Source organism: Nocardioides luti (assembly GCF_014212315.1).
Taxonomy (GTDB): Bacteria; Actinomycetota; Actinomycetes; order Propionibacteriales; family Nocardioidaceae; genus Nocardioides; species Nocardioides luti.
The window spans coordinates 3,429,451-3,454,483 of sequence record NZ_JACKXE010000001.1 but is presented as its reverse complement, the minus strand read 5'-3'; the positions used below and the strand labels follow the sequence as shown (position 1 = coordinate 3,454,483).

Genomic DNA, 25,033 nt, shown 5'->3' with positions numbered 1-25,033 from the left:
AGGCGCCGGCGGCCGGACGCCCGCCCCCGAGCCTCAGCCGATCCGGTCGATGACCAGCGGGTCGGGGGTGTACGCCGTCCCTGCGGCCGCGACGTCGTAGCCGCCCTCGAGCGAGTCGAGGGCGCGCTCGAAGCGGTCCGGCTCGTCGGTGAGCAGCGTGAACAGCGGCGCGCCCTCGGTGACGGCGTCCCCGGGCCGGGCGTGCCAGACGACACCGGCGCCGGCCTGGACGGAGGCCCCGGCCTTGGCGCGGCCGGCGCCGAGGCGCCAGGCGGCCATGCCGACGGCCATGGCGTCGAGGCGGGTCAGCACCCCGGTGGCGGGGGCGGTCACGACGTGGGACTCGTGGGCGACCGGGAGGTCGGCGTCGGGGTCGCCGTCCTGGGCGCGGACCATGGCCTTCCAGGTGTCCATGGCGCGTCCGGAGGCGAGCACCTCGGCCGGGTCGACGTCGGTGACCCCGGCGCCGGCGAGCATCTCGCGGGCCAGGGCCAGCGTCAGCTCGACCACGTCGGCGGGACCGCCTCCGGCGAGCACCTCGACCGACTCGGCGACCTCGATCGCGTTGCCGGCGGTCAGGCCGAGCGGCGTGGACATGTCGGTGAGCAGGGCGACCGTGTGGACGCCGGCGTCCTGGCCGAGCCCCACCATCGTCGCGGCGAGCTCGCGGGCGGACTCGACGGACTTCATGAAGGCGCCGGTGCCGACCTTGACGTCGAGGACCAGCGAGCCGGTGCCCTCGGCGATCTTCTTGGACATGATCGAGGACGCGATCAGCGGGATCGCCTCGACGGTGCCGGTCACGTCGCGCAGGGCGTAGAGCTTCTTGTCCGCGGGCGCGAGGCCGTCGCCGGCCGCGCAGATGACCGCGCCGACCGACTCGAGCTGGGCGAACATCTCGTCGTTCGACAGCGCCGCCCGCCAGCCGGGGATCGACTCGAGCTTGTCGAGCGTGCCGCCGGTGTGGCCCAGGCCGCGCCCGGACAGCTGCGGCACCGCGACGCCGCAGGCCGCCACGAGGGGCGCCAGCGGCAGGGTGATCTTGTCGCCCACCCCACCGGTCGAGTGCTTGTCGGCGGTCGGCCGGGACAGCGTGGAGAAGTCCATCCGCTCCCCCGACGCGATCATCGCGGCGGTCCAGCGGGCGATCTCGCGGCGGTCCATCCCGTTGAGCAGGATCGCCATCGCCAGGGCCGACATCTGCGCGTCGTCGACCTCGCCGCGCGTGTAGGCGTCGATCACCCAGTCGATCTGGCTGTCGCTCAGCTCGGCGCGGTCGCGCTTCGCGAGGATCACCTCGACGGCGTCATGCATGGGTTCCTCCCACGGGCACCGTGCGGTAGCCCCTCAACACGAAGGTGCCCCGGCTCTCGGGCTCACCCGCCAGCCCGAGGTCGGGGTACGCCGCCCACAGCGCCGTCACCGACTCGACCAGCTCCATGCGCGCCAGCGGCGCGCCCAGGCAGAAGTGCACCCCGGCCCCGAAGGCCAGGTGGTTGTTGGGGGCTCGGGCGACCCGGAACTCGTCCGGCGCCTCGAAGACCGCTGGGTCGCGGTTGGCCGCGCCCAGCAGCGCCGCGATCTTGCGGCCCTCCTCGACGACCACGCCGCCGATCTCGACGGTGGCGGTGGCGGTGCGCTCGAAGAGCTGCAGCGCGGAGTCGAAGCGCAGCATCTCCTCGACGCAGGCGGCCACGTCGTCCCCCGGCCGCAGGCCGCGCCGCAGCATCGCGACGAGGCCGTTGCCGAAGACGTTGACCGAGGCCTCGTGGCCGGCGTTGAGCAGCAGGACGACCGCGGCGACCACCTCGTCGTCGGAGAGGTCGGTGGCCGCCAGGTCGCTGACCAGGTCGTCGGCGGGCCGCGCCCGGCGCTCGGCGACCAGCTCGCGGACCAGCCCGGCGAAGTCGGCGGCCGCGGCGACGGCGGCGTCCACCACCGCGGGCGGCGGGGCCACTTCGTACATCCGCACGATCGCCTGGGACCAGTCGCGCAGGTCGGGGGCGTACGACGCGGGCACGCCCAGCAGCTCCGCGATGACGAGGACCGGGAGCGGCTCGGCGTAGTCGCCCAGGACGTCGAACCCGTCGCCCGAGGTCTCCGCGAGCAGGCCGGCGGCGAGCTCGCGGACCCGCGGCCGCAGCCGCTCGACGTGACCGCGGTTGAAGGCGCCGGCGACCAGGCGTCGCAGCCGGGTGTGCTCCGGCGGCTCGCTCTCCATCATCTGGTTGCGGTGCAGCAGGTTGAAGGGCTCGAGGTGGTCGACGGGCTGCCGGTCGCGCCAGATCCTCCCCAGCGACCGGTTGCGCAGGACGGCGCCCGTGGTCGCGTGGTCGAACGTCAGGAACATCCCGGACGGCTCGTGCCAGGCGACCGGGTGCGCGGCCCGCTCCTCGGCGAAGGCCGGGTAGGGGTCCGCGACGACGGCCGCCGAGCCCAGGTCAAGCGAGGTTGTCGGGACCGAAGGCATCCGGCAGCACCTCGTCCATCCGGCGCAGGCCGGAGACGGTCATCAGCAGCAGGTCGGGCCCGCCGTTCTCGAAGAGCAGCTGGCGGCAGCGACCGCACGGCATCAGCACCGCGCCCTGCCCGTCCACGCACACGAAGTGGGTCAGCCGCCCGCCGCCGGTCAGGTGCAGCTGGGAGACGAGCCCGCACTCGGCGCAGAGCGCGACGCCGTACGCCGCGTTCTCGACGTTGCAGCCCGCCACGACCCGGCCGTCGTCGACCACGGCCGCGGCCCCCACGGGGTAGTGGGAGTACGGCGCGTAGGCGTGCGACATCGCCTCCCGGGCGCGCTCGGTGAGCGCCTCCCAGTCGAAGTCCTCGCCCGTCACCCCGCGCTGCCCTTGCGGTAGATCTGCCCGTCGGCCTTCGGCATCCTCAGCCGTTGCGAGGCGAAGGCGAGCACCAGGAGCGTCGCGACGTACGGCGTCATGCTGGTGAAGTCGGTCGGCACCGAGTCCGTCAGGGAGAACCACACGAGGAAGCCGGCACCGAAGACCGCGAGCACCATGCCGCTGGCGCGGTTGGCCGTGCGGAGCGCGCGCCAGGCGCCGATCACGAGCAGCCAGAAGCCGACGAGCAGCAGCAGGGCGTGGATCGTGGAGGCGTCGCGCAGGCGGAGGCTGTCGGTGTAGCCGAACATGCCCGAGCCGAGCAGCACGCCTCCGGGGCGCCAGTTGCCGAAGATCATCGCCGCGAGGCCGATGTAGCCGCGCCCGTTGGTCTGGTTGGTGTGGAAGCCCGGCGACGACACGAGCGCGAGGTAGCCACCGCCGAGGCCGGCGAGCCCGCCGGACACGAGCACGGCGGCGTACTTGTGCCGGATCACGTTGACGCCGAGGCTCTCGGCGGCCTGCGGGTTCTCGCCGCAGGAGCGCAGCCGCAGGCCGAACCGCGTGCGCCAGAGGACGTACGCCGTCACGGCGACCAGCACGAACACCAGGATCGTCACGACCGAGATGCGGGTGGTCAGCGCGGTCACCAGCGAGGCGATGTCCGAGACGACGAACCAGTGCTTGTCGGCGAGGTCCGCGGCCCCGGACGAGATCCCGGGGATCGTGATCGAGTCGGGCTTCTGCAGGCCCGTGAGCTGCTGGGCACCGCCGTGGCCGAACTCCGAGTCGAGGTCGGAGAAGTAGGCCTCGGCCAGGAAGGTCGTCAGGCCCAGGGCGATCACGTTGAGCGCGACGCCGGACACGATGTGGTCGACGCCGAAGGTGACCGTGGCGAGCGCGTGGATCAGCCCGCCGATGACGCCGAACAGCACGGCGCCCATGAGACCGGCGTACGGGCCGTAGTAGTAGGTGAAGTAGGCGGCACCCCAGGTGCCGAGCAGCATCTGCCCCTCGAGGCCGATGTTGACGACGCCGGCGCGCTCGCTCCACAGGCCGCCGAGCGCGGCCAGCAGGATCGGGCAGGTGGCCGCGATCGCGGCGCGGAGGCTGCCGGCGGAGTCGATCTCGTCGGCCCCGGCGATGATCCGCACGGCGGCGATCGAGACGAGCGCGGCGAGCGCGATCAGGTAGTAGTTCTGCGCCCGGCCGCGGCTGCGCGCGGCAGGCGACGGGGACGGGGTCCCGGTCGTGGGGGCGGTCGTGGTGCTCACGCCGTGACCTCCTTCTTCTCGTCACCGGCGGGGGCGGCCTGGTCGAGCGTGGCCCGCAGGGCGCGCTGCTCGGAGGCGGCGATCCAGCGCCGGACGACCTCGTAGGCGATGACCACGGCGAGCACGACGACGCCCTGGGTGATCTGCACGATCGACGGGGAGATGTCGGCGATCAGGCCGAGCGGGTTGGCCTGCTCGCTGAGCCACGCGAAGAGCACCGCGCCGAAGAAGATGCCGAGGGGGCGGTTGCGCCCGAGCAGGGCGACCGCGATCCCGGTGAAGCCGAGCTGGTGCTGGAACGGCGGGCCGTAGTAGTCGGCGCCGCCAAAGAGCGCCGGCATCCAGATCAGGCCGGCGATGCCGCCGGACAGCAGCATCGAGACGACCACCATCTTCTTGACCTGGACGCCCGACGCGACGGCGGCGTCCTCGTTCTGCCCGGTGGCGCGCAGGTCGAAGCCGAAGCGGGTCCGGTTGATGAGGAACGACACGAGCACGCCGGCCGCGACGGCCAGCAGCGCGAGCGTCCAGACCGCGCCGTCCCGGGCGCCGAAGAAGGTCCACCCGGCGAACTGGCTGGACTCGGGGATCGGCGTGGTCCGGCGGCCCTGGCCGTACTGGTCGCCGTGGTTGGACAGCAGGTAGCCGACCAGGGTGCCCGCGATCGCGTTCAGCATGATCGTGGAGATCACCTCGCTGACGCCGCGCGTGACTTTGAGCAGGCCGGCGATGCCGGCCCACAGGGCGCCGGTCACGACCGCCACGAGGACGGCGACGACCACGTTCAGCTTGCCGGGGAAGATCGCGAAGCCGGCGACGAGCGCGGCGGCGTACGACGCGATGGTGTACTGCCCCTCGACGCCGATGTTGAAGAGGTTCATCCGGAAGCCGATGGCCGCGGCGAGCGCCGCGAGGAAGATCATCGACGTCTGGTTGACGATGTTGACCCAGTTGCGGCCGCTGGGCGCGGTGGTGAGCACCGACCAGAAGTCGCTCACCGAGGCACCGGCGATCGTGACCACCACGCTGGTGACCAGGACCGCTGCGACGACGGCGATCAGGGGCGCGAGCAGGGTCTGCGCCGCCTTGCGCAGCGCGAGGGAGGCGGTCATGCCGTGTCCTTCCCGCCGGTCATGGCGGAGCCGAGGTCCTGCGGGGTGACGTCCTGGGGGTCGAACTCGCCGACGATCTCACCGCGCAGGATCACCTGGATCCGGTCGGACAGGCCGATCAGCTCGTCGAGGTCGGCGGAGATCAGCAGCACCCCGAGGCCGAGGCGCCGGGCGCGCTTGATGTGGTCCCAGATATCGGCCTGGGCGCCGACGTCCACGCCCCGGGTGGGGTGGGCGGCGATGAGGAGGACCGGGTCCCCGCTCATCTCCCGGCCGACGATCAGCTTCTGCTGGTTGCCGCCGGACAGCGCGCGCGCGTGGGTGTTGATCGAGGGGGTGCGCACGTCGTAGTCCTCGACGATGCGCTGGGTGTCGGCCTTCGAGGCCGCGCGGTCGATCAGGCCGTGCTTGTCGGCCGGCCTGCGGGTCTGGTGGCCCAGGACGCGGTTCTCCCACAGGGGGGCGTCGAGCAGCAGGCCGTGGCGGTGGCGGTCCTCGGGGATGAAGCCGATGCCGGCCTCGCGCCGTGCGCGGGTGCCCCAGTCGGTCATCGGCCGGTCGGCCAGGGTGATCGTGCCGGTGCCCTTGCGCATGCCCATGATGGTCTCGACGAGCTCGGCCTGGCCGTTGCCCTCGACGCCGGCGATGCCGAGCACCTCGCCCTTGTGGATGGTGAGGTCGATGTCGCGGAGCAGGTGCCGTCCGCGCGCGTCGACGAGGTTGACGTGGTCGAGGTCGAGGAGGACGACGTCGGTGACGGTCGACTCCTCGGTCTCGGGCGACGGGAGCTCGGAGCCGACCATCAGCTCGGCGAGCTGGCGCTTGGTCGCCGTCTTGGGGTCGGCCTCGCCGACCGTGGTCCCGCGACGCATCACGGTGATGTCGTCGGCGATGTCGAGGATCTCGTCGAGCTTGTGCGAGATGAAGAGGATGGTGTGCCCGGAGGCGCGCAGCTCGCGCAGGTTGTCGAACAGCGCGTCGACCTCCTGCGGCACCAGGACGGCGGTCGGCTCGTCCAGGATGATGATCCGGGCGCCGCGGTAGAGGACCTTGAGGATCTCGACGCGCTGGCGCTGGCCGACCCCGAGGTGCTCGACGAGCTCGTCGGGGTCGAGGCCGAAGCCGTAGGCGTCGGAGATGCGGACGATCTCGGCGCGGGCGGCGTCACCGATGCCGAAGAGCTTCTCGGCCCCGAGCGCGACGTTCTCCAGCACGGTGAGGTTGTCGGCCAGCATGAAGTGCTGGAAGACCATGCCGATCCCGACCTTGATGGCGTCGGTGGGCGAGGAGAAGCTGACGGTCGTCCCGTCGACGGCGATGGTGCCCTCGTCGGGCTTCTGCACGCCGTACAGGATCTTCATCAGCGTCGACTTGCCGGCGCCGTTCTCCCCGATCAGGGCGTGCACCGTCCCGGGACGGATCGTGATGTCGACGTCCTTGTTCGCGACGACGCCGGGGAAGCGCTTGGTGATGCCGCGTACGTCGATGCCGCCGGTGACGGGGCCGTGCTCTGGCGCCGTTGCCAGGGACGTCATGTGCTGCTCCTTCGTGCCGTGCCGTGGTGCTCGTGGTGCCGGACATGCTCCGGGCCCGGGGACAGACGCTACCGTCTGGCCCCGGGCCCGGGCTTCACACCTGTTGCAGATGCCGTGCGAGGTCGATCAGGGAGCCGTGGGCACCTTGATGTCGCCCGACTTGATCTTGTCGGCGTAGCCGTCGATGTCCGACGTGATGTCGTCGATGAAGCCACCCGAGGTCGAGTAGCCGACGCCGTCGGCCTTGAGGTCGTACGTCTGGTAGCTCACCAGCGGCGAGCCGTCGGCGACCGACTTGATCATGTTGAACGTCGCCACGTCGACGCGCTTGAGCATCGAGGTGAGGATGTGCGCCTGCTGCTCGGCAGGAGCGGTGAGGTACTGGTCGGAGTCGACACCGATGGCCCACTTGCCGTCGCCCGCGTCGACCGCCGCCTCGAACACGCCGGAGCCGGAGGCACCCGCCGCGTGGTAGACGACGTCCGCGCCGTTGTCGAACTCGGCCGTGGCCGCGTCCTTGCCGCCGGCGGGGTCGCCGAAACCGGAGAGGTCGCTCTCCTCGATGTACTTCACGTCGACCTTGATGTCCGGGTTGACGGCCTCGGCGCCCGCGACGTAGCCCGCCTCGAACTTCTTGATGAGGTCGTTGTGGACACCACCGACGAAGCCGATGTGGTCGGCCTCGGTCTTCATGGCGGCGGCGACACCCACGAGGAAGGAGCCCTCGTTCTCGGCGAAGCCGAGGTAGGCGACGTTGTCGTTGGCCTTGTCGTCGGGGTCGAAGCCGTCGATGACGCCGAAGCTCACGTCCGGGTAGTCGACCGCGACGGCGTTGACCGCGTCGCTGTAGGCGAAGCCGACCCCGATGATCGGGTTCATGCCGGCGTCGGCCAGGTCGCGCAGACGCGTCTCGCGCGCCGACTCGGCCTCGCCGTCGGTGGCCTCGCCCTCGGTGCAGGTGGCACCGAGCTCGTCGACGGCCTTCTTGAGCCCGGCGTACGCCGAGTCGTTGAAGGACTGGTCGCCGCGGCCACCCACGTCGTAGGCCAGACCGACCTTGGGGCCGTCGCCGCTGGCGCCGTCGCAGGCGTCGGCGTTGCTCGCGGACGAGCTCCCGCCCGAGGCCTTGGTGGTGTCGTTCTTGCCACAGCCGGTCAGCGCCATCGAAGCGATGCAGGCAACGGCAGCAATCTTGCTCACACGACGCAAGATGCCCTCCTCGTCTCAGGTCCCGCGCCGTCGAACCGGCGCAGATTCCCGCACACCCTAGTGGGGTGGGACGGGGACCGGATGGGCAAAAGGTGACAGAACGCCGAGTTGTTATCGGTCAGTGACCAACGCTTCGCACGCGGCGGTCGCCAGCACCCGGGCCCCGATCCCGATCGCCCGCTCGTCGACGCGCAGGTTGCCCTGGTGGAGGTCGTACGTCGGCCCGCCGGGCGTGCGGGTGCCGAGCCGGGCCATCGCGCCGGGGACGCTGTCGAGGTACCACCCGAAGTCCTCGCCCCCGAGGCTCTGGTGGGCGGGCACGGGGCCGTTGTCGCCGAGGACGCGGCGTACGGCGGAGGCCATCATCCGGTGCGAGACCGTCTCGTTGACCACCGGCGGGACGCCGCGGAGGTAGTCCACGTGGGCGGTGACGCCGTAGGGGCGGACGATCTCGTGGACCAGGTCGCGGACCAGCTCCTCGCAGTCGGCCCACGCGACGGCGTCCAGGATCCGCACGGTGCCGGCCACCACGCCCTTGTCGGGGATGACGTTCGCGGCGGCGCCGGCGTTGATGATCCCCCAGACGAGGCTGACCCCCGAGCGCGGGTCGAAGCGGCGCGACAGGATCGCCGGGAGCTCGGTGGTGACCTTGGCCAGGGCGAAGGTGAGGTCCCCGGTCAGGTGCGGGCGCGACGTGTGGCCGCCGTGGCCCTCCAGGCGGACCTCGAGCCGGTCGGCGGCGCTCGTCAGCGGCCCGAGCCGCAGGCCCACCTGGCCGACGTCGACGCCCGGGTCGCAGTGCAGGGCGAAGACCCGCTCGACGTCCTGGAGCGCCCCGAGGCCGATCAGGTGCACCGCTCCCCCGGGCATGACCTCCTCGGCGGGCTGGAAGAACAGGCGCACCCGGCCGGGCAGCTGCCCGCGCGCGTGCACCTCGGCCAGCGCGTGCGCCGCGCCCAGCAGCGCCGTGGTGTGCACGTCGTGGCCGCAGGCGTGGGCCACGCCGGGGACGGTGCTCGCCCAGGGGTCCCGGGTGGTGTCGTGCACGGGCAGCGCGTCGATGTCGGCCCGCAGGGCGACCAGGCGGCCCTCGTCACCGAGGTCGGCCACGAAGCCGGTGCGGGGCAGCCGGGTGACGCGCCAGCCGGCCTGCTCGACCCGCTCGGCGAGGAGGTCGGTCGTCCGGGACTCCGACCAGCTGAGCTCGGGGTGCGCGTGCAGGTCGCGGCGCAGCTCGACCAGCTCGGCGTCGTACTTGTCGACGACGGAGTCGATGAGGGCAGCGGATTCGGCAGGCATCGGGTCGAGGTTAGTACGCCGCCCGGGTCGCCCGGGCCGGTGTGCGGCTCAGTGGGCGGGCGAGGTGGTCTCGGCGGGGGCGTCGGAGGTGGTGTCGTCGGTGGCCTCGTCGGCAGGCTCCGCGTCGCGCGGCCCGTCCTCGTCGTCGGTTCGCGGCTCCCCGCTCGCCCCGTTTGGCGTGTCGGCCGGCGTGTCGGCCGGCGCCTCGGCCGGTGCGTCGCCCGGCAGGTCGACCGGAGCCGTGGTCGGCACCACCGGCTGGCCGGTCCCGCCCTCGGCGACCCAGGCCCGGACCCGCGAGGTCGGCAGGTGCAGCACCTGCGCGACCTGGCTGGCGGGGAAGCCGGCGTCGAGGACGGCCGCGACGGCGAACTCGCGGGCCGAGGCGAACCGCCGGCCCTCGAGCGAGGCGAGGCCGGTGCCGGTCGTGGCCGAGGCCCGCGGCGGCGCACCGTCGGTGATGATCGCGGCGGCCGAGGTGCCCACCAGCGGGCCGCGGGCGGCGGCACCGCGATGCTCCGCCGCGGCCCGCGCGGCGGGCAGGTCGAGCGTGCGGCGACCCGACTGCGGGTCGTAGGCCGCGATGCTGCTGCGGCCCTGGCTCACGAGCGCCGCCTCGAAGAGGCGCCGCAGCTCGCGCTGCTGGCGGCGCCGGCGGACGACGAAGGCGGTGCCGAGGACCGGCAGGACGAGCACCAGCAGCAGCGGCATCGCGGCCGAGTGCTTCTCGGCCCACATCAGCAGGGACGGCCGGTAGGTCCAGTCGTCGGTCACGTTCGGCGACGCCTGGCTCAGCTGCGCCCCGTCGGCGCCGTGGACGGCCCCGGCGCCGCGGCCGCTGATCGTGTTGCCGGAGATCGTCGCGGTGGCGCTCGCGCCGCGCACGTCGACCCCGTGGCCCGTGCCGACCCCGATGTCGTTCTGCGAGAGGTCCACGCTCGAGCCCGTCACCTCGACGGCCACCGTGTCGCCCAGGATCCGCGAGCGGCTGACGCTGGCGTCGCGCACCCCCGCCCGGACGACCAGCCCGGACCCACCCGTGGACAGCAGCCGGCTGTCGCTGACGACCAGCCCCCGCGAGCCGCCGTGCACGTCGAGCGCGGTGCGGTCGGACTCGACGGTGGTCCGGTCGGTGACCGAGACGGCGTCCATCGAGCGCACCGCGATGCCGCCGAGCGCGTTGGCGCGGAAGTCGCTGTGCGCCACGCGCAGACCGGCGTAGTTCTCGGTGCCGTAGCCGGCGGAGTTCATCCCGTCCGCGAGCGGCGACCCGTCGACCTCGAGGCCGTAGCCGCCCGACCCGGACACCTCGACGTCGTCGAGCCGCAGCCGGGCGCTGCCGTTGGAGGAGCTGACGCCGTCCTCGCCGGCGTCGCGGATCTCGACCTGCCGCAGGTGCACCCGCTCGGAGCGGTTGCTGGCCTCGATGCCGTGCCGGTCGGTGTGGCGGATGTCGGCGTGGCGCACGTCCACCTGGCGCGCACCCGAGAGGTAGAGCCCGATGTGCGAGAACGCCACCGACACGTGGTCGAGGGTCCCCGTGGCCGAGGTCTCCGAGGACCCGGTCAGCGCGAGCCCGCCCGTGCGGCCGCTCCAGAAGCCGAGGTAGGACAGGTCGGTCCAGGCGACGTCCAGGGTCCCGTCCTTGACGCGGACGTAGGCCCGCCCGTCGTCGGTCACCTTGTCGGGGCCGGTGACCCGGGCGTCCCACCCGACCACCCGCAGGTGCTGCTTCTCGGTGCCGGCGAGCGTGATCGAGCCGCCCCAGGACACGATGCTGGTGAAGGCGCGCGGGGCGCTGGCCATCCGCAGGGTGGCGCCGGGGGCGTCGAGGACGAGGCGCGCGTCCCGGCGTACGACGACCGGACGGGTCAGCAGGTAGGTCGAGCCGCTGCGTGTCACGGCGCCGGCGGTGACCAGCGTCGCGAGGGTGTACGGCGCCCGGCGGGCGCCCAGCACCAGCGTGCCGTCGACCCAGCCGACCTGGCGGGCCTCGCCGAGGCTGACCGCGCGCAGCCGGGCGTCCTCCGCCGCGAGGAGCCGCACCTCGGGCTCGACCCGGCGGGCCTCCTCGCCCGCGGTCGGGGCCTTGCGGGGCGGCGGGGCCGACAGGTCCGGCAAACCGTCGTTGCGGGCCAGGGCGAGCCCGGCCGTCGCACCGACCAGCGCCAGCACGGCCACCAGGCGGATCACGTTGCGCAGCCAGCGCGGGATCGTGTCGCCGCGCTCGCGCGCGGTGGCCGAGACGTCCTCGTCGGGCGTCGGGTCGGGAGCGGTCATGCGTCCACCCCGACGGGGACCGCGACCGGGGCGGCGGGGTCGTCGGTCGCGGCCGCGTCCGCCACCGGCTTCGTGAGGCTCGCCTCCGTCTGCCCCTCGCCGCCGATGGTGTCGTCGGTGCGGGTCAGCCAGCCCTGCTTGTTCATGGTGAAGAACGCGTAGAGCTTGATCGGGCCGGCGATGAAGAACACCACGAGCGTGATGAGCGGCAGGATCCAGAGGTCCTCGGGACGCCGCCACAGGTGCGAGATGCCGCGGATCCCGCGCCCGATGAACAGCCACGCCACGGCCATCGCGAACGCGCCCCAGTGCCAGTCCTGGCCGGACCACAGCGCGAGGCCGACGTACGTCAGCGCCAGCGTGCTGCTGATCGGGGTGATGAGGATCTGCATGACGGTGATCTGCGAGATGATCGGCGTCTTGAAGATCCAGCCGTTCCGGATCGCGGTGAGGTAGCAGCGGTAGGAGTTGCGGCTCCAGCGGACCCGCTGCTTGCAGAAGGCGCGGAACGTGCCCGGGAACATCGACAGCGCGCGGGCGCTGTCCTGGTGCGCGACCCGGAAGCCCTGGGCGAGCACCAACCAGGTGAGCCGGCCGTCGTCGCCCGCGATGCACTCGCGCCCGTGGAAGATCTCGTGCTCCAGGTCCTCGATGCAGTCCTGGATCGCGGCGTAGCGGTAGCAGCTGGTGCGGCCGGAGGCGCAGATGACGCCCCCGAAGCGGCCCATCGCGGGCGCGTAGTCGTAGTAGCGCAGGTCGATGATCCAGTCGGCGACGCGGCGCCAGATGCTGGTCTTGGGGAGGTAGACGTTCTGCCGCGTGCTCACCGCGCCGACGGCCGGGTCGATGAAGGGCATCTGGATGTGCTCGTGCATGCCCTCCTCCCACACGGTGTCGGAGTCGACGAGGACGACCAGCTCGGTGTCCACCATCCGCAGGCCGACGCCCAGCGCGGACCGCTTGCCCCGGTGCTTGAACATCACCGCCTCGACCCGCGGGTCGCCCAGCGCGTTGATCCGTTCCTCGGACTCGGTGTCGGCGACGTCGAGCACGATGATGATCCGCGAGGGCCGCTGCCGGCGCCAGGTGCCGAGGCACCGCAGGAGGACGTCGGGGTCCTCGTGGAAGGACGGCACCACGATCGTGGTCGTGGTCCGGAAGTCGTTGAGGACCGGCGACGAGGTCGCGGAGAGCACCTTGCGGACCAGCCAGAAGGTCCAGGAGATGATGCCGATGATCCCGAAGGGCAGCAGCCAGGAGGGCACGTCGCCGAGCTGCGTCCAGGACAGCGCGTCCATGCGAGGTCTCCTCCCCCCGGCGAAGATCGCGGTCACGGGCGGCTCGTTCAGGACGCAGCCGCGCCTCCAAGGCTAGTGCCGCAGCACGCGGCCCGTCTGGATTTCGGCGCATTCCAGCGGGGGCAGGAGATGCCTGTGAGACTCGTGGGGTGCTTCCCCTGCTCCGCGGGCTCGTCCTCGCGCTCGTCGTCGCGTCCGCGACCGCGTGCTCGGGGGGCTCGTCGGGCGACCGGGCCGCGCCGTCGCCGGTCGCCGGCTGCGACGCCGACGCCCGCGTCGTGGACGACGCGGTCGCGCTCGCCGACGCCCTGCGCGAGGCCGCGCCCGGCGACTCGATCGCGCTCGCGCCGGGGGTGTACGCCGGCGGCTTCCGGATCGCCGTGTCCGGGACGCGCCGGGCCCCGATCACGCTCTGCGGGTCGCGCGACGCGGTGCTCGACGGCGGCCCGGTGGACCACGGCTACACCCTGCACCTCGAGGGCGTGGCGCACTGGCGCCTGCAGGGCTTCAGCGTCACCGGCGGCCAGAAGGGCGTGATGCTGGACCACTCCTCGCGCAACGTCCTGTCGGGGCTCGCGGTGAGCGACGTGGGCGACGAGGGCGTGCACCTGCGCGCCGGCAGCAGCGACAACCTCCTCGAGGACTCCGTCGTGCGCGGCACCGGGCTGCGCGAGCCGGCGTACGGCGAGGGCATCTACGTCGGCAGCGCGCAGAGCAACTGGTGCGAGCTCACCGACTGCCGCGCGGACCGCAGCGACCGCAACCGGCTCGTCGGCAACACGGTCGCCCGCACCACGGCCGAGGCGATCGACGTCAAGGAGGGCACCACCGGCGGTGTCCTGCGCGGCAACCGCCTGCACTCCCCCGTCGGCGACGAGGTGGACTCGGTCGTCGACCTCAAGGGCAACGCGTGGGTGCTGAGCCGCAACCGCATCGACGCGGACGGCCTCGACGCCGTCCAGGTGCACGTCGTGCTCCCGGGCTGGGGCGAAGGCAACCGCGTCCTGGGCAATATCTTCTCCCTCGTGGGCGGCGGCTACGCCGTCGACGCCGAGGGCGCCGCACAGGGCACCGGCACCGTGGTTGCCTGTGACCAGACGATCCTGACACCCCCCAGCGGGAAGGCCAGCAATGTCCCTTGCTCCTGAGAGCGCCCTCGTCCCGCCGAAGGCCGTGGTCATCGAGGACGACCCCGAGGTCGCCCACCTGCTGCTGGTGATCCTGACCCAGGCCGGCTTCGACGTAAGAGTCGCGCACGACGGCCCCAGCGGCGTCGAGGCCGTGCGCTCCCACGAGCCCGTGGTGACGACCGTGGACGTCGCGCTGCCCGGCTTCGACGGCTTCGAGGCGACCCGGCGGATCCGGAGCTTCAGCGAGACCTACATCGTCATGGTCAGCGCGCTGACGGCCGAGGCGGACATCCTCGGCGGGTTCGCGGCCGGCGCGGACGACTACGTCGGCAAGCCGTTCCGCCCCCGCGAGCTCCGGTCGCGGTTCATGGCCGGGCTGCGCCGCCCGCAGCGTCGCGTGGCCCACCCGTCGTACGCCCCGCCGGAGCCGGTGCGGCCCGCGCGGACGCCGTACGCCGGCCCGGTGGAGCCGGTGCGCCCCGCCCCGCCCACCGAGCCCGCACCCGCGCCCGTGGCCGAGCCGGCCGCGCCCGTCCCGGCACCCCGCGGCGGCGTGGAGTTCGCGGCCGAGTGGATCCACTTCCGCGGGCTGGACCTGAACCCCGGCCGCGGCGAGCTGGTGGTCGACGGGGCACCGGTGGACCTGCAGCCCCTGGAGTTCGACCTCCTCGAGATCCTGCTCTACTCCGGCGAGCAGGTCCGCAGCGCCGCGGACCTCGCGCTGAGCCTGCGCGGCGAGACCTACCGCGCCGGCAGCCCCGTGCTCGAGTCGGACCGGCTCCTGGTGAACCAGGCGATGAGCAGCCTGCTGACCCGGCTGGGCGAGCACCGGCCGGACCCGCGCTGGATCGAGCTGACCCCGGCGGGCTACCGGCTCGTCAGCCCCTGACCCTCGGGTCCGCCGGCTGGTTCACTCGTCGCGCCGGGTCACGAGCAGCTGCCACGACGTGGCGTCCGGCGCGTCGACCACCGCGCGGAAGCGCGTGCCCGGCTCGGTGTAGACCTGCGCCCGCGACACGACCCCGTCGCACGGCACCGACAGGGGCGCGACGCGGGGCAGGCTCGTGCGCACCCGGATCGGCCCGCGCGACCCGCAGACCGCGTAGAGGATCACGAGGTCACCGGTGACCCCGTCGGTGCGGCCGTGGCCCGTCCCGGAGCGCCGGACGACCACGACCTCGTCCGGCCGCAGCGGCTCGAGCCGTGGCCCGGCGGCCGGCGTACCGGCTGATCCGGTCGATCCGGTCGGTCTGCCGGCCGCCGGAGGGGCGGACGTCTCCGGCTCGCTCGCGCACCCGCTGACGGACGCGAGGACCACCAGGCCCGCGGCGCCCGCCGCGATCCCCCGCAGCGTCAGTAGATCCACCAGCGGGCGCGCGTCGGCGCCTTGAACGACCAGGTCTTCTTCTTGGTCCCGCAGCCGCCGCCGCAGTAGCTGAGCTTGGTGTAGCCCTTGATGGTCTCGTTCACGGTGCCGCGGTCGCAGTAGACCGTGTCGTGGGCCGGGACCTTGAACTCGGCCGACGTCACGTAACCCGTGGTCGTGCTCTTCGCGACGCTGGCGTTGATCTCGGCCTTGACGCCGCCGAAGATGCCGGCCTTGATCTCCGTCCCGAGCGTGGACCCGACGGTGTAGGTGAAGGTCTTCGACGTCGAGGCCTCGCACGTGCCCGTGATGGCGTAGTTGCGACTGTTCGAGATGCTGTCGCGGTAGCCGTAGACGCGCGAGTTCTCGAGGTTCTGCGTCATGTAGCTGCACCACGACGAGTTGTCGTTCGACCCGCAGTCGAGCTTGCGAGGCGCCGCGTCGGCCTGACCCGGCAGGAGCACGACGAGGCCGAGCAGCAGGGCGCCGACGAGGGCGAGGACGCGTGGGACGAGTGCGGTGTTCATGGTGTACCCCCGAGGACAGAGTGGGACGCCCGACCGGGCCGGGTCAGTATGCGGCGGCCCACCCGCGGGGGCAACCGTTGTCCCGACACCCTCCCGGCACGGGTCAATCGGCGTCGTACGCCGCCAGCAGCCGGTCGGCCGCGGTCGTCGCGGGCAGCTCGCCGGCCAGGACCGCGGCGCGCACCTCGTCCCGGATCGCCCGGACGCCCGGCGAATGCCGCAGCCGCTCGGCCAGGTCGTCGCGGACCAGTGCCCAGGTGAAGTCCAGCTGCTGCTGGGCGCGCTTGGCGGCCAGCCCGTCCGCGCCGAGGTGCTCGCGGTGCGCGAGCACCCGCTCCCACAGGTCGTCGACGCCACGGTCCTCGAGGCCCGAGCAGGTCACGACGGGCGGCGCCCACTCACCCTTGCCCCGCACCAGGCGCAAGGCCCCGGCGAGCTCGCGAGCCGCGCCGCGGGCCTCCTGCTCGCGGTCGCCGTCGGCCTTGTTGACCGCGATCACGTCCGCGATCTCGAGGATGCCCTTCTTGATGCCCTGGAGCTGGTCGCCGGTGCGGGCGAGCGTGAGGAACAGGAACGTGTCGACCATGCCCGCCACGGTCACCTCGGACTGGCCGACGCCGACGGTCTCGACGAGCACGACGTCGTACGCCGCCGCCTCGAGCACGCTCATGGCCTGGAAGGTCGCGCGGGCGACCCCGCCCAGGGTGCCGGCGGACGGGGACGGCCGGATGTAGGCGTCGGGCTCGGCCGAGAGCCGCGCCATCCGGGTCTTGTCGCCGAGGACCGAGCCGCCGGTGCGCACGCTGGACGGGTCGACCGCCAGCACGCCCACCCGGTGGCCGGCGGCGGTGAGCCGGGTGCCGAGGGCCTCGATGAAGGTGGACTTGCCGACGCCGGGGACGCCCGAGATCCCGACCCGTACCGCGGGCCCCCCGGTGGTCTCGCCACCCTCGGCCAGCGCCGCCAGCAGCTCCCGCGCCTGGGCGCGGTGCTGCGGGCGCGAGGACTCGACGAGCGTGATCGCCTGCGACACCGCGGCGCGGCGGCGCTCGCGGATGCCCTCGACGAGCGCGGAGACCTCCACCATCAGCGGACCATCAGTGGTCGAGCTGCTCCCGCAGCCGCGCCAGCAGGTCGAGGGCGGACTCCGCGATGACCGTGCCGGGCAGGAAGACCGCGGCGGCCCCCATCTCCCGGAGCGTGGGCACGTCGTCGGGCGGGATCACGCCGCCGATGACGACCATGATGTCCGGGCGACCCTGCTCGGCCAGCGCCTCGCGCAGGGCGGGCAGCAGCGCGAGGTGGCCCGCCGCGAGCGAGGAGACCCCGACGATGTGGACGTCGGCGTCGACCGCCTGCTGCGCGACCTCCTCGGGGGTCGAGAACAGCGGGCCCACGTCGACGTCGAAGCCCATGTCCGCGAAGGCGGAGACGACGACCTTCTGGCCGCGGTCGTGGCCGTCCTGGCCCATCTTCGCGACGAGGATCCGCGGGCGACGGCCCTCGGCCTCCTCGAAGGCGTCGGTCGCGTCGAGGACCTGCTGCACCTTCTCGCCGCTGCCGGACTCGTCCCTGAACACGCCGCTGATCGTACGGATCGTCGCCTGGTGGCGGCCGTAGACCTTCTCCAGCGCGTCCGAGATCTCGCCGACGGTGGCCTTGGCACGCGCCGCGTCGACGGCCAGCGCCAGCAGGTTGCCGTCGAGGCCGCTGGTCGGCGCCCCGCGCTCGGCGGAGTTCGTCAGCGCCTCGAGCGCCCGGCGTACGTCGTCGTCGTCCCGCTCCTCGCGCAGCCGCTCGAGCTTGGCGATCTGCTGGCGGTAGACGTCGTCGTTGTCGACGCGGAGCACGTCGAGCTTGTCCTCCGCGGCGAGGCGGTAGGTGTTGACGCCGATGACGGCCTGGGCACCGGAGTCGATCCGGGCCTGGGTGCGGGCCGCGGCCTCCTCGATGCGCATCTTGGGGATGCCCTGCTCGATCGCCTTCGCCATGCCGCCGGCGCGCTCGGCCTCCTGGATGTGCGCCCAGGCGCGCTCGGCGAGGTCGTGGGTGAGCCGCTCGACGTAGTACGAGCCGCCCCACGGGTCGATGGTGCCGGTGGTGCCGCTCTCCTGCTGCAGCAGCAGCTGGGTGTTGCGGGCGATCCGGGCGGAGAAGTCGGTCGGCAGGGCGATCGCCTCGTCGAGGGCGTTCGTGTGCAGCGACTGGGTGTGGCCCTGGGTCGCGGCCATCGCCTCGATGCAGGTGCGCTGGACGTTGTTGAAGACGTCCTGGGCGGTCAGCGACCAGCCGCTGGTCTGGCTGTGCGTGCGCAGGCTGAGCGACTTGGGGTTCTGCGGCTCGAACTCGCGGACCAGGCGGGCCCACAGGGCCCGGGCCGCGCGCATCTTGGCGACCTCCATGAAGAAGTTCATCCCGATCGCCCAGAAGAAGCTCAGCCGCGGGGCGAACTGGTCGATCGTCATGCCGGTCGCGAGGCCGGCGCGGATGTACTCCACCCCGTCGGCGAGCGTGTAGGCGAGCTCCAGGTCGGCCGTCGCCCCGGCCTCCTGGATGTGGTAGCCGGAGATCGAGATCGAGTTGAAGCGCGGCATCTTCTCGGCGGTGTAGCTGAAGATGTCGGAGATGATCCGCATCGACGGCGCCGGCGGGTAGATGTAGGTGTTGCGGACCATGAACTCCTTGAGGATGTCGTTCTGGATGGTCCCCGCGAGCTGCTCCGGCTTCACCCCCTGCTCCTCGGCCGCGGCGATGTAGAGCGCGAGCACGGGCAGCACGGCGCCGTTCATCGTCATCGACACCGACATCTCGTCGAGCGGGATGCCGTCGAAGAGCGTCCGGGTGTCGTAGATCGAGTCGATCGCGACCCCGGCCATCCCGACGTCGCCGCGCACGCGCGGGTGGTCGGAGTCGTAGCCTCGGTGCGTGGCGAGGTCGAACGCGACGCTCAGCCCCTTCTGGCCGGCCGCGAGGTTGCGGCGGTAGAACGCGTTGGACTCCTCGGCCGTCGAGAAGCCGGCGTACTGCCGGATCGTCCAGGGCTGGGTGGTGTACATCGTCGGGTAGGGCCCGCGCAGGAACGGGCTCAGCCCCGGCAGGGTGTCGAGCGCGTCCAGGCCGGCCAGGTGCTCGGGGCCGTAGACCGGGAGGATGTCGATGCCCTCGGGGCTCGTCCACGCCCCGGCACCGGTGTCGCCCGTGGTGGAGGAGGGCGCGCTGGCGCCCGTCGCCCCGCCCGACAGGGGCAGGCCGGCGAAGCTCTTCGGGATCGTCATACCGTCTTCTCCCTCGTCCGGGTCAGGAAGTCGAGCGCGTCCACGCCCATCGCGCAGGAGTCGTCCGCGTAGTCGGTCGGCTTGCCGGCGATGACCACCCAGGTCGCGCCGGCCTCGCGGAGGGCGGCGGCGGCCGCCTCGCCCCACTCGGTGTACGCCGCGTCGCTGCCGGCGAGGCAGACGACCGACTGGCCGTCGTACGCCGCCAGCAGCTCGTCGGCGTCGGCGGTGGGGCCGGCGACGTCGACCGCGATGCCGCCCGCGGCCAGCAGGTTGGAGGCGAAGGTGGCCCGGGCCGTGTGCGCGGCGACGGTGCCGAGCGTGGCGAGGAAGACCGGGCTGGTGGCCGGGTCGTCCCGCAGCGCCTCGAAGCTGGCGCCGTAGCGGCGCACCTGCGGCGCGGACGGGTCCGCGGGCCGCTCGGGCAGGGTCTCGGCGAGGTTCGGGAACTCGGTGAGCCCGGTGATCGGGCGCTTGCGGGTCGCCACGTCCCGCTCGCGACGGGCCACGATGGCCTCGATCCGCTCGTCGAGGGACTCCCCCGACTCGAGCGCCCCGAAGACCTCCCACCCGGCACGGGCGAGGTCGTCGGTGAGCTTCTCGACGGCGTACGACCCACCGGCGGGGTCGGCGACGTGCGCGACGTGGGACTCGGAGATCAGCAGGGCGGAGGTGTTGCGGGCGATCCGGCGACCGAAGGCGTCGGGCTCGCCGAGCGGGCTGTCGAAGGGCAGCACGCTGATCGCGTCCGCTCCCCCGACGCCGGCGGCGAAGGCCGCGACGGTGGTGCGGAGCATGTTCACCCACGGGTCGTAGGCGCTCATCATGGGGCGGCTGGTGACCACGTGCTGGCGCTGGGCCGGCGGGTCGGCGACCTCGCTGAGCTGGAGCACCCGCGCCCAGAGCCGCCGGGCCGCGCGCAGCTTGGCGATCGTCGGGAACTGCTCGTCGGTCGCGGCCAGGCGGAACTCGACGAGCCGCGCGGCGTCCGCGACGGGGATCCCGGCCTCGCCCAGCACCCGCAGCACCCGGGTGCCGACGGCCAGCGCGTGGCCGAGCTCCTGGGCGTCCGAGGCACCGCGGTCGTGCACCCGGGTCGCGTCGACGACCACGCCGAGCGTCCCGGCCTCCAACGCGAGGCGGGCGACGGCGACCAGGTCGGCCTCGTCGGCCTCCCCGTCGGCGCCGAGGTTGGTGCCGTCGGCCGGGGTGGTGCCGCGCTCCTTCAACAGGCCGAGCAGCGCCTCCGCCGCGGCGACCGGGGCGTCGGGCGCGTCCAGCACGACGGGAGCCAGGTCGAGGAGGACCTCGTTCAGCAGGGTCTTCAGGTCGGTGTCGCCGGCCACGGACAGCCACAGCGACGTCACACCGCCGTTGAGGTCGACCAGCGCGGTCTCGTTCGCGGCCTTCGGGTCGTGGCCGGAGAGGTGGGCGCGGACGTCCCAGGCGCCCGAGCGGGTGGGCCGGCCGGCCGTCTCGAGGTCGGCGGCGAGGGCGGCGGTGCCGAGCGGCGCGACCGGGATGTCGTCGAGGGTGGTGCGGGTGAGCTTCGACCAGACCAGGTCGTCGGGGTCCTCGTCGGTCATCCGGCGCGACTTGCGCAGCACGGCGGCCGTGGCCTTCTCCCAGTCCGCGATCGTCCAGCGGTCACCGGGATCGGCGAGGTCCAGCGTGCCCTGCTCGGGCTCGAGCTCGTCGGGCTCGTCCAGACCGCCGTCGACGGTTCCGTCTTCACTCATGGTGCGAACCATAGGAGGGCCCGCCCGCGGCGGGCCACCGAGTGTGATGTTTCCACCACGCGGCCCGGGGACAGCCTCCCTCCCATGAAGGTCACCGACCCCTCGGGCCAGGTCTGGCGCGTCAGCCGGCGCTGGGTGCCGTGGCGCCGCCGCCTCAAGGGCAACCTCGACTCCGGCCCCGACCTGGGCTCGGGGTTCGACGGCCTCGGGGACGACCCGATCAGCCTGATCCTGGCCGTCATCCTGCTGATCCTGCTGCTGCCGTTCATCCTGCTGCTGGTGGTCGCCGGCATCGAGTTCCTGCTGCTGCTCCTCGTGCTGCCGTTCGCCGTCCTGGGCCGGGTGCTCCTCGGCCGGCACTGGCACGTCGAGCTGCGCCAGGGCTGGAAGCCGTGGTGGGAGACCGCCGCGGGCGACTGGCAGGCCAGCGGCGTGCGCATCCACGAGATCGCCGACGCCGTACGCCGGGGGCACACGCCCACCGCGACCCTCGGCGACGAGGCCGGCCGGGGCTGAGCCTCCTCCTCACAGTCCGGTGATGGTGGTTTCGAGACGGTCGCTGCGCGACCTCCTCAACCACCCGGGAGCGGATCTCGACGCGCCCGACTGCTCGTCACGTCACACTTCTGTGCGGCCGTCGTTGTCCTTGTTGCGGATGCCGATCTTGCTGCCGAGCCACACCAGCGGGTCGAACTTCCTGTCCACGACGCGCTCCTTCATGGGGATGATCGCGTTGTCGGTGATCTTGATGCCCTCGGGGCAGACCTCGGTGCAGCACTTGGTGATGTTGCACATGCCGAGGCCGGCGGCGCCCTGCGCGAGCTCGCGCCGGTCGTGGGTGTCGAGCGGGTGCATGTCGAGCTCGGCGTACCGCAGGAAGAAGCGCGGGCCGGCGAAGGCCGGCTTGTTCTCCTCGTGGTCACGCACGACGTGGCAGGTGTTCTGGCACAAGAAGCACTCGATGCACTTGCGGAACTCCTGGCCGCGCTCGACGTCGATCTGGGCCATCCGGCGCTTGCCGTCGGCGTCGCGCGGGGGCGGGGCGAAGGACGGCAGCTCCTTGGCCTTCTCGTAGTTGAACGAGACGTCGGTGACCAGGTCCCGGATGACCGGGAAGGTGCGCATCGGCGTGACCGTGATCGTCTCGGTCTCGTCGAAGTCCGAGAGCCGGGTCATGCAGAGCAGCCGGGGTTTGCCGTTGATCTCGGCGCTGCACGAGCCGCACTTGCCGGCCTTGCAGTTCCACCGGATCGCGAGGTCGCCGGCCTGGGTGGCCTGCACGCGGTGGAGCGCGTCGAGGACCACCTCGCCCTCGGAGACCTCCACGGTGTAGTCGCCGAGGTCGCCGCCGTCCTGGTCGCCGCGCCAGATCCGCATCTTCAGGTCGTATCCCATGGCTACTTCCCCTCCTGGCTCTCGGCTGCGGGCTCGACGGCCGCCGGCTCGAAGTACTTCTTCAGCTCGTCCGGCATCACCGGCAGCGGCTTCTCGTGCAGGTCGACGCCGGTGCCGGCGGCGTTGAGGTTCACCACGAGGTTCTTCGTGCCCCACTCGGCGTTCGGGCCGGGGAAGTCGTCGCGGGTGTGGCCGCCCCGCGACTCCTGCCGCGCCAGCGCGGCCTTGGCGATGCACTCGCTGACGATCAGCATGTTGCGCAGGTCGAGCGCGAGGTGCCAGCCGGGGTTGTACTGCCGGTGCCCCTCGACCTTCATCGACGCCGCGCGCACCTTGAACGCCTCGACCTCGGTGAGCGACTGCTCGAGCTCCGCGGCCGTGCGGATGATGCCGACCAGGTCGTTCATGGACTGCTGGAGGTCGGACTGGATGGTGTACGGGTTCTCCCCGCCCTCCACCTCGAACGGCGCCAGCGCGCTCTCCCGGGCCGCCTTCACGTCCGCCTCGTCGACGCGGGGACGGTTGCCCCCCAGCGAGGAGGAGTACGCCGTGGCCGCCTCGCCCGCGCGCTTGCCGAAGACCAGCAGGTCACCCAGCGAGTTGCCGCCGAGCCGGTTCGAGCCGTGCATCCCGCCGGAGCACTCGCCCACGGCGTACAGCCCGGTGACCGCGCTCTCCTGGGTGTCCGCGTCGACCTCGACGCCGCCCATCACGTAGTGGCAGGTCGGGCCGATCTCCATCGGCTCCGCCGTGATGTCGACGTCCGCGAGCTCCTTGAACTGGTGGTACATCGACGGCAGCCGCTTGCGGATGAACTCCGGGCTGCGCCGGGAGGCGATGTCGAGGTAGATGCCGCCGTGGGGCGTCCCGCGGCCGGCCTTGATCTCGGAGTTGATCGCCCGCGCGACCTCGTCGCGCGGCAGCAGCTCAGGGGGGCGGCGGTTGTTCTTCTTGTCGTCGTACCACCGGTCGGCCTCCTCGATCGTGTCGGCCGTCTCGCTCTTGAAGAACTCGGGGATGTAGTCGAACATGAACCGCTTGCCCTCGGAGTTCTTCAGGACGCCGCCGTCGCCGCGCACCGACTCCGTGACCAGCAGCCCCTTCACCGACGGGGGCCAGACCATGCCCGTCGGGTGGAACTGGACGAACTCCATGTTGATCAGGCTGGCGCCGGCGCGCATCGCGAGCGCGTGGCCGTCGCCGGTGTACTCCCAGGAGTTCGAGGTGACCTTGAAGGACTTGCCGATGCCGCCGGTCGCGAGGATCACCGAGGGCGCCTCGAACAGCACGAAGCGGCCCGACTCGCGCCAGTAGCCGAAGGCCCCGGAGATCGAGTCCCCGTCCTTCATCAGGTCGGTGACGGTGAACTCCATGAACACGTCGATGCCGAGCGCGACCGCGCGCTGCTGGAGCGTCCGGATCATCTCGAGACCGGTGCGGTCGCCGACGTGCGCGAGGCGGGCGTACTTGTGGCCGCCGAAGTCGCGCTGGGAGATCAGGCCGTCGTCGGTGCGGTCGAAGAGCGCACCCCAGTCCTCCAGCTCCTGGACCCGCTCGGGCGCCTCCTGCGCGTGCAGCTGGGCCATCCGCCAGTTGTTGAGCATCTTCCCGCCACGCATGGTGTCGCGGAAGTGCACCTCCCAGTTGTCCTCGGGCCAGCGGTTGCCCATGGCGGCCGCGATGCCGCCCTCGGCCATCACGGTGTGCGCCTTGCCGAGCAGCGACTTGCAGACGATCGCGGTGCGCGCGCCGGACTCGTGGGCGGCGATCGCCGCGCGGAGACCGGCACCGCCGGCGCCGATCACGACGACGTCGTACTGGTGCCGCTCCATGCCGCCCTCGCTGGCGCCGGACATCTCGTTCCCCGTCATGGGGTGGCGGGTCGTATCCATCAGTTGGCTCAGTCCTTAGAAGAAGCGCGGGTCGTCGAAGGCACCGGTCGCGAGCAGGTAGATGTAGAAGTCCGTCAGCGCCACCGAGACCAGGGAGAACCAGGCCCACCGGGCGTGTTGTCCGTTGAGCTTCGAGGCCCAGCCCCACAGCTTGTAGCGGACCGGGTGCTGGGAGAAGTGGCGCAGGCGGCCGCCCATGATGTGGCGGCACGAGTGGCAGCCGAGCGTGTACATCCAGATGAAGACGACGTTGACCAGCATGATCAGCGTGCCGAGCCCCATGTGGATGCCGTCGGACTCACCCTCGGCCGGCCCGAAGGCCAGCAGCACGTCGTAGCTCAGGACCAGGGCGACCACGACCGCGGCGTACCAGAACCAGCGGTGGAGGTTCTGGGCGATCAGCGGGAAGCGGGTCTCGCCGGTGTACTTCGTGTGCGGCTCCGCCACGGCGCAGGCCGGGGGCGAGAGCCAGAACGCCCGGTAGTACGCCTTGCGGTAGTAGTAGCAGGTCAGCCGGAAGCCGAGCGGGAAGACCAGGATCAGCAGCGCCGGCGAGAGCGGCCAGCCGCCGAACGGCTGCCCGAAGTCGGACGAGCCCGGCACGCACTCGTTGCTCAGGCACGGCGAGTAGAACGGCGAGAGGTAGGGCTCGGAGAAGTAGTTCGCACCGGAGAAGGCCCGCCACGTCGAGTAGACGATGAACGCCGCGAAGACCACGAAGGTGCCGGCCGGGGCGAGCCACCAGCGGTCCTCCCGCAGGGTCTTGACGCCGATGCGGGCCCGCGTGGGCCCGTTGACTCCTGCTGCCGATCTCGCGTCCGTCGACGCCATGGCCACCTCCGCCGTCCGGGATTGGGGTCCGGTG

The 25,033-nt window shown here is 72.4% G+C and carries 21 protein-coding genes; 3 read left to right on the top strand and 18 right to left on the bottom strand.

Going from position 1 to position 25,033, the window contains the following annotated elements:
- Nucleotides 1-33 precede the first annotated feature (33 nt).
- The 10 genes from H5V45_RS16380 to H5V45_RS16340 all read right to left on the bottom strand — a co-directional run bounded on the left by H5V45_RS16380 (nt 34) and on the right by H5V45_RS16340 (nt 12,844).
- Nucleotides 34-1,314 carry a thymidine phosphorylase gene (locus H5V45_RS16380; protein WP_185253915.1) on the bottom strand — a complete coding sequence of 427 codons (1,281 nt, stop codon included), beginning with the start codon at nt 1,312-1,314 and terminating at the stop codon, nt 34-36.
- Nucleotides 1,307-2,470, bottom strand: a complete 1,164-nt coding sequence (locus H5V45_RS16375; RefSeq protein WP_185253914.1) for a cytochrome P450 — start codon at nt 2,468-2,470, stop codon at nt 1,307-1,309. Before H5V45_RS16375 ends, H5V45_RS16380 begins: the two co-directional genes overlap by 8 nt.
- Nucleotides 2,442-2,837 carry a cytidine deaminase gene (locus tag H5V45_RS22740; protein ID WP_343061597.1) on the bottom strand — a complete coding sequence of 132 codons (396 nt, stop codon included), beginning with the start codon at nt 2,835-2,837 and terminating at the stop codon, nt 2,442-2,444. The genes H5V45_RS16375 and H5V45_RS22740 overlap by 29 nt, the downstream gene beginning before the upstream one ends.
- Nucleotides 2,834-4,111, bottom strand: a complete 1,278-nt coding sequence (locus tag H5V45_RS21990; RefSeq protein WP_343061596.1) for an ABC transporter permease — start codon at nt 4,109-4,111, stop codon at nt 2,834-2,836. The genes H5V45_RS22740 and H5V45_RS21990 overlap by 4 nt, the downstream gene beginning before the upstream one ends.
- Nucleotides 4,108-5,223, bottom strand: a complete 1,116-nt coding sequence (locus H5V45_RS16365) for an ABC transporter permease (protein WP_185253912.1) — start codon at nt 5,221-5,223, stop codon at nt 4,108-4,110. Before H5V45_RS16365 ends, H5V45_RS21990 begins: the two co-directional genes overlap by 4 nt.
- Entirely contained in the window at nt 5,220-6,758 is a 1,539-nt protein-coding gene (locus H5V45_RS16360; protein ID WP_185253911.1) for an ABC transporter ATP-binding protein, read from the bottom strand. Before H5V45_RS16360 ends, H5V45_RS16365 begins: the two co-directional genes overlap by 4 nt.
- Nucleotides 6,759-6,884: 126 nt before the next feature.
- The gene (locus H5V45_RS16355) at nt 6,885-7,958 is read right to left on the bottom strand and encodes a BMP family lipoprotein (RefSeq protein ID WP_343061595.1); all 1,074 of its coding nucleotides are present in this window, start codon (nt 7,956-7,958) and stop codon (nt 6,885-6,887) included.
- Between the two features lie 120 nt (nt 7,959-8,078).
- Nucleotides 8,079-9,266 (bottom strand): amidohydrolase, encoded by a 1,188-nt coding sequence (locus H5V45_RS16350; protein WP_185253909.1) that lies wholly within the window; start codon nt 9,264-9,266, stop codon nt 8,079-8,081.
- Nucleotides 9,267-9,314: 48 nt separating this feature from the next.
- Nucleotides 9,315-11,546, bottom strand: a complete 2,232-nt coding sequence (locus H5V45_RS16345) for a right-handed parallel beta-helix repeat-containing protein (RefSeq protein WP_185253908.1) — start codon at nt 11,544-11,546, stop codon at nt 9,315-9,317.
- Nucleotides 11,543-12,844 (bottom strand): glycosyltransferase, encoded by a 1,302-nt coding sequence (locus H5V45_RS16340; protein WP_185253907.1) that lies wholly within the window; start codon nt 12,842-12,844, stop codon nt 11,543-11,545. The genes H5V45_RS16345 and H5V45_RS16340 overlap by 4 nt, the downstream gene beginning before the upstream one ends.
- 149 nt (nt 12,845-12,993) lie before the next feature.
- Here H5V45_RS16340 and H5V45_RS16335 point away from each other — a divergent pair, with 149 nt between their 5' ends.
- Nucleotides 12,994-13,992: a right-handed parallel beta-helix repeat-containing protein gene (locus H5V45_RS16335; protein ID WP_185253906.1), complete on the top strand. Its 999-nt coding sequence runs from the start codon at nt 12,994-12,996 to the stop codon at nt 13,990-13,992.
- The gene (locus H5V45_RS21565) at nt 13,976-14,863 is read left to right on the top strand and encodes a response regulator transcription factor (protein ID WP_221634033.1); all 888 of its coding nucleotides are present in this window, start codon (nt 13,976-13,978) and stop codon (nt 14,861-14,863) included. Before H5V45_RS16335 ends, H5V45_RS21565 begins: the two co-directional genes overlap by 17 nt.
- A 21-nt stretch (nt 14,864-14,884) precedes the next feature.
- On the opposite strand, the gene H5V45_RS16325 is transcribed toward H5V45_RS21565, so the two are convergent.
- From H5V45_RS16325 to H5V45_RS16305, 5 genes are all read right to left on the bottom strand, one after another.
- Nucleotides 14,885-15,340, bottom strand: a complete 456-nt coding sequence (locus H5V45_RS16325; protein ID WP_185253905.1) for a hypothetical protein — start codon at nt 15,338-15,340, stop codon at nt 14,885-14,887.
- Nucleotides 15,328-15,867 (bottom strand): hypothetical protein, encoded by a 540-nt coding sequence (locus tag H5V45_RS16320; protein WP_185253904.1) that lies wholly within the window; start codon nt 15,865-15,867, stop codon nt 15,328-15,330. Before H5V45_RS16320 ends, H5V45_RS16325 begins: the two co-directional genes overlap by 13 nt.
- 103 nt (nt 15,868-15,970) lie before the next feature.
- On the bottom strand, nt 15,971-16,954 hold the full coding sequence (meaB, locus tag H5V45_RS16315) for a methylmalonyl Co-A mutase-associated GTPase MeaB (RefSeq protein ID WP_185253903.1): 984 nt from the start codon (nt 16,952-16,954) through the stop codon (nt 15,971-15,973).
- A gap of 10 nt (nt 16,955-16,964) precedes the next feature.
- Nucleotides 16,965-19,142, bottom strand: coding sequence for a methylmalonyl-CoA mutase (gene scpA / locus H5V45_RS16310; RefSeq protein WP_185253902.1), 2,178 nt, complete (start codon nt 19,140-19,142; stop codon nt 16,965-16,967).
- Nucleotides 19,139-20,881 carry a methylmalonyl-CoA mutase family protein gene (locus H5V45_RS16305; protein ID WP_185253901.1) on the bottom strand — a complete coding sequence of 581 codons (1,743 nt, stop codon included), beginning with the start codon at nt 20,879-20,881 and terminating at the stop codon, nt 19,139-19,141. Before H5V45_RS16305 ends, scpA begins: the two co-directional genes overlap by 4 nt.
- An 84-nt stretch (nt 20,882-20,965) precedes the next feature.
- Between H5V45_RS16305 and H5V45_RS16300 the strand changes: the two genes are divergently transcribed.
- Nucleotides 20,966-21,397 (top strand): hypothetical protein, encoded by a 432-nt coding sequence (locus H5V45_RS16300; RefSeq protein ID WP_185253900.1) that lies wholly within the window; start codon nt 20,966-20,968, stop codon nt 21,395-21,397.
- A 102-nt stretch (nt 21,398-21,499) separates the two neighbouring features.
- On the opposite strand, the gene H5V45_RS16295 is transcribed toward H5V45_RS16300, so the two are convergent.
- Genes H5V45_RS16295 through H5V45_RS16285 form a run of 3 tightly spaced genes read right to left on the bottom strand, consistent with a single transcriptional unit; the run spans nt 21,500 to nt 24,999 of the window.
- On the bottom strand, nt 21,500-22,276 hold the full coding sequence (locus H5V45_RS16295; RefSeq protein ID WP_185253899.1) for a succinate dehydrogenase/fumarate reductase iron-sulfur subunit: 777 nt from the start codon (nt 22,274-22,276) through the stop codon (nt 21,500-21,502).
- Nucleotides 22,277-22,278: 2 nt separating this feature from the next.
- Entirely contained in the window at nt 22,279-24,147 is a 1,869-nt protein-coding gene (locus tag H5V45_RS16290; RefSeq protein WP_246415913.1) for a fumarate reductase/succinate dehydrogenase flavoprotein subunit, read from the bottom strand.
- Nucleotides 24,148-24,183: 36 nt separating this feature from the next.
- The gene (locus tag H5V45_RS16285; RefSeq protein WP_185253898.1) at nt 24,184-24,999 is read right to left on the bottom strand and encodes a hypothetical protein; all 816 of its coding nucleotides are present in this window, start codon (nt 24,997-24,999) and stop codon (nt 24,184-24,186) included.
- Nucleotides 25,000-25,033: the final 34 nt, after the last annotated feature.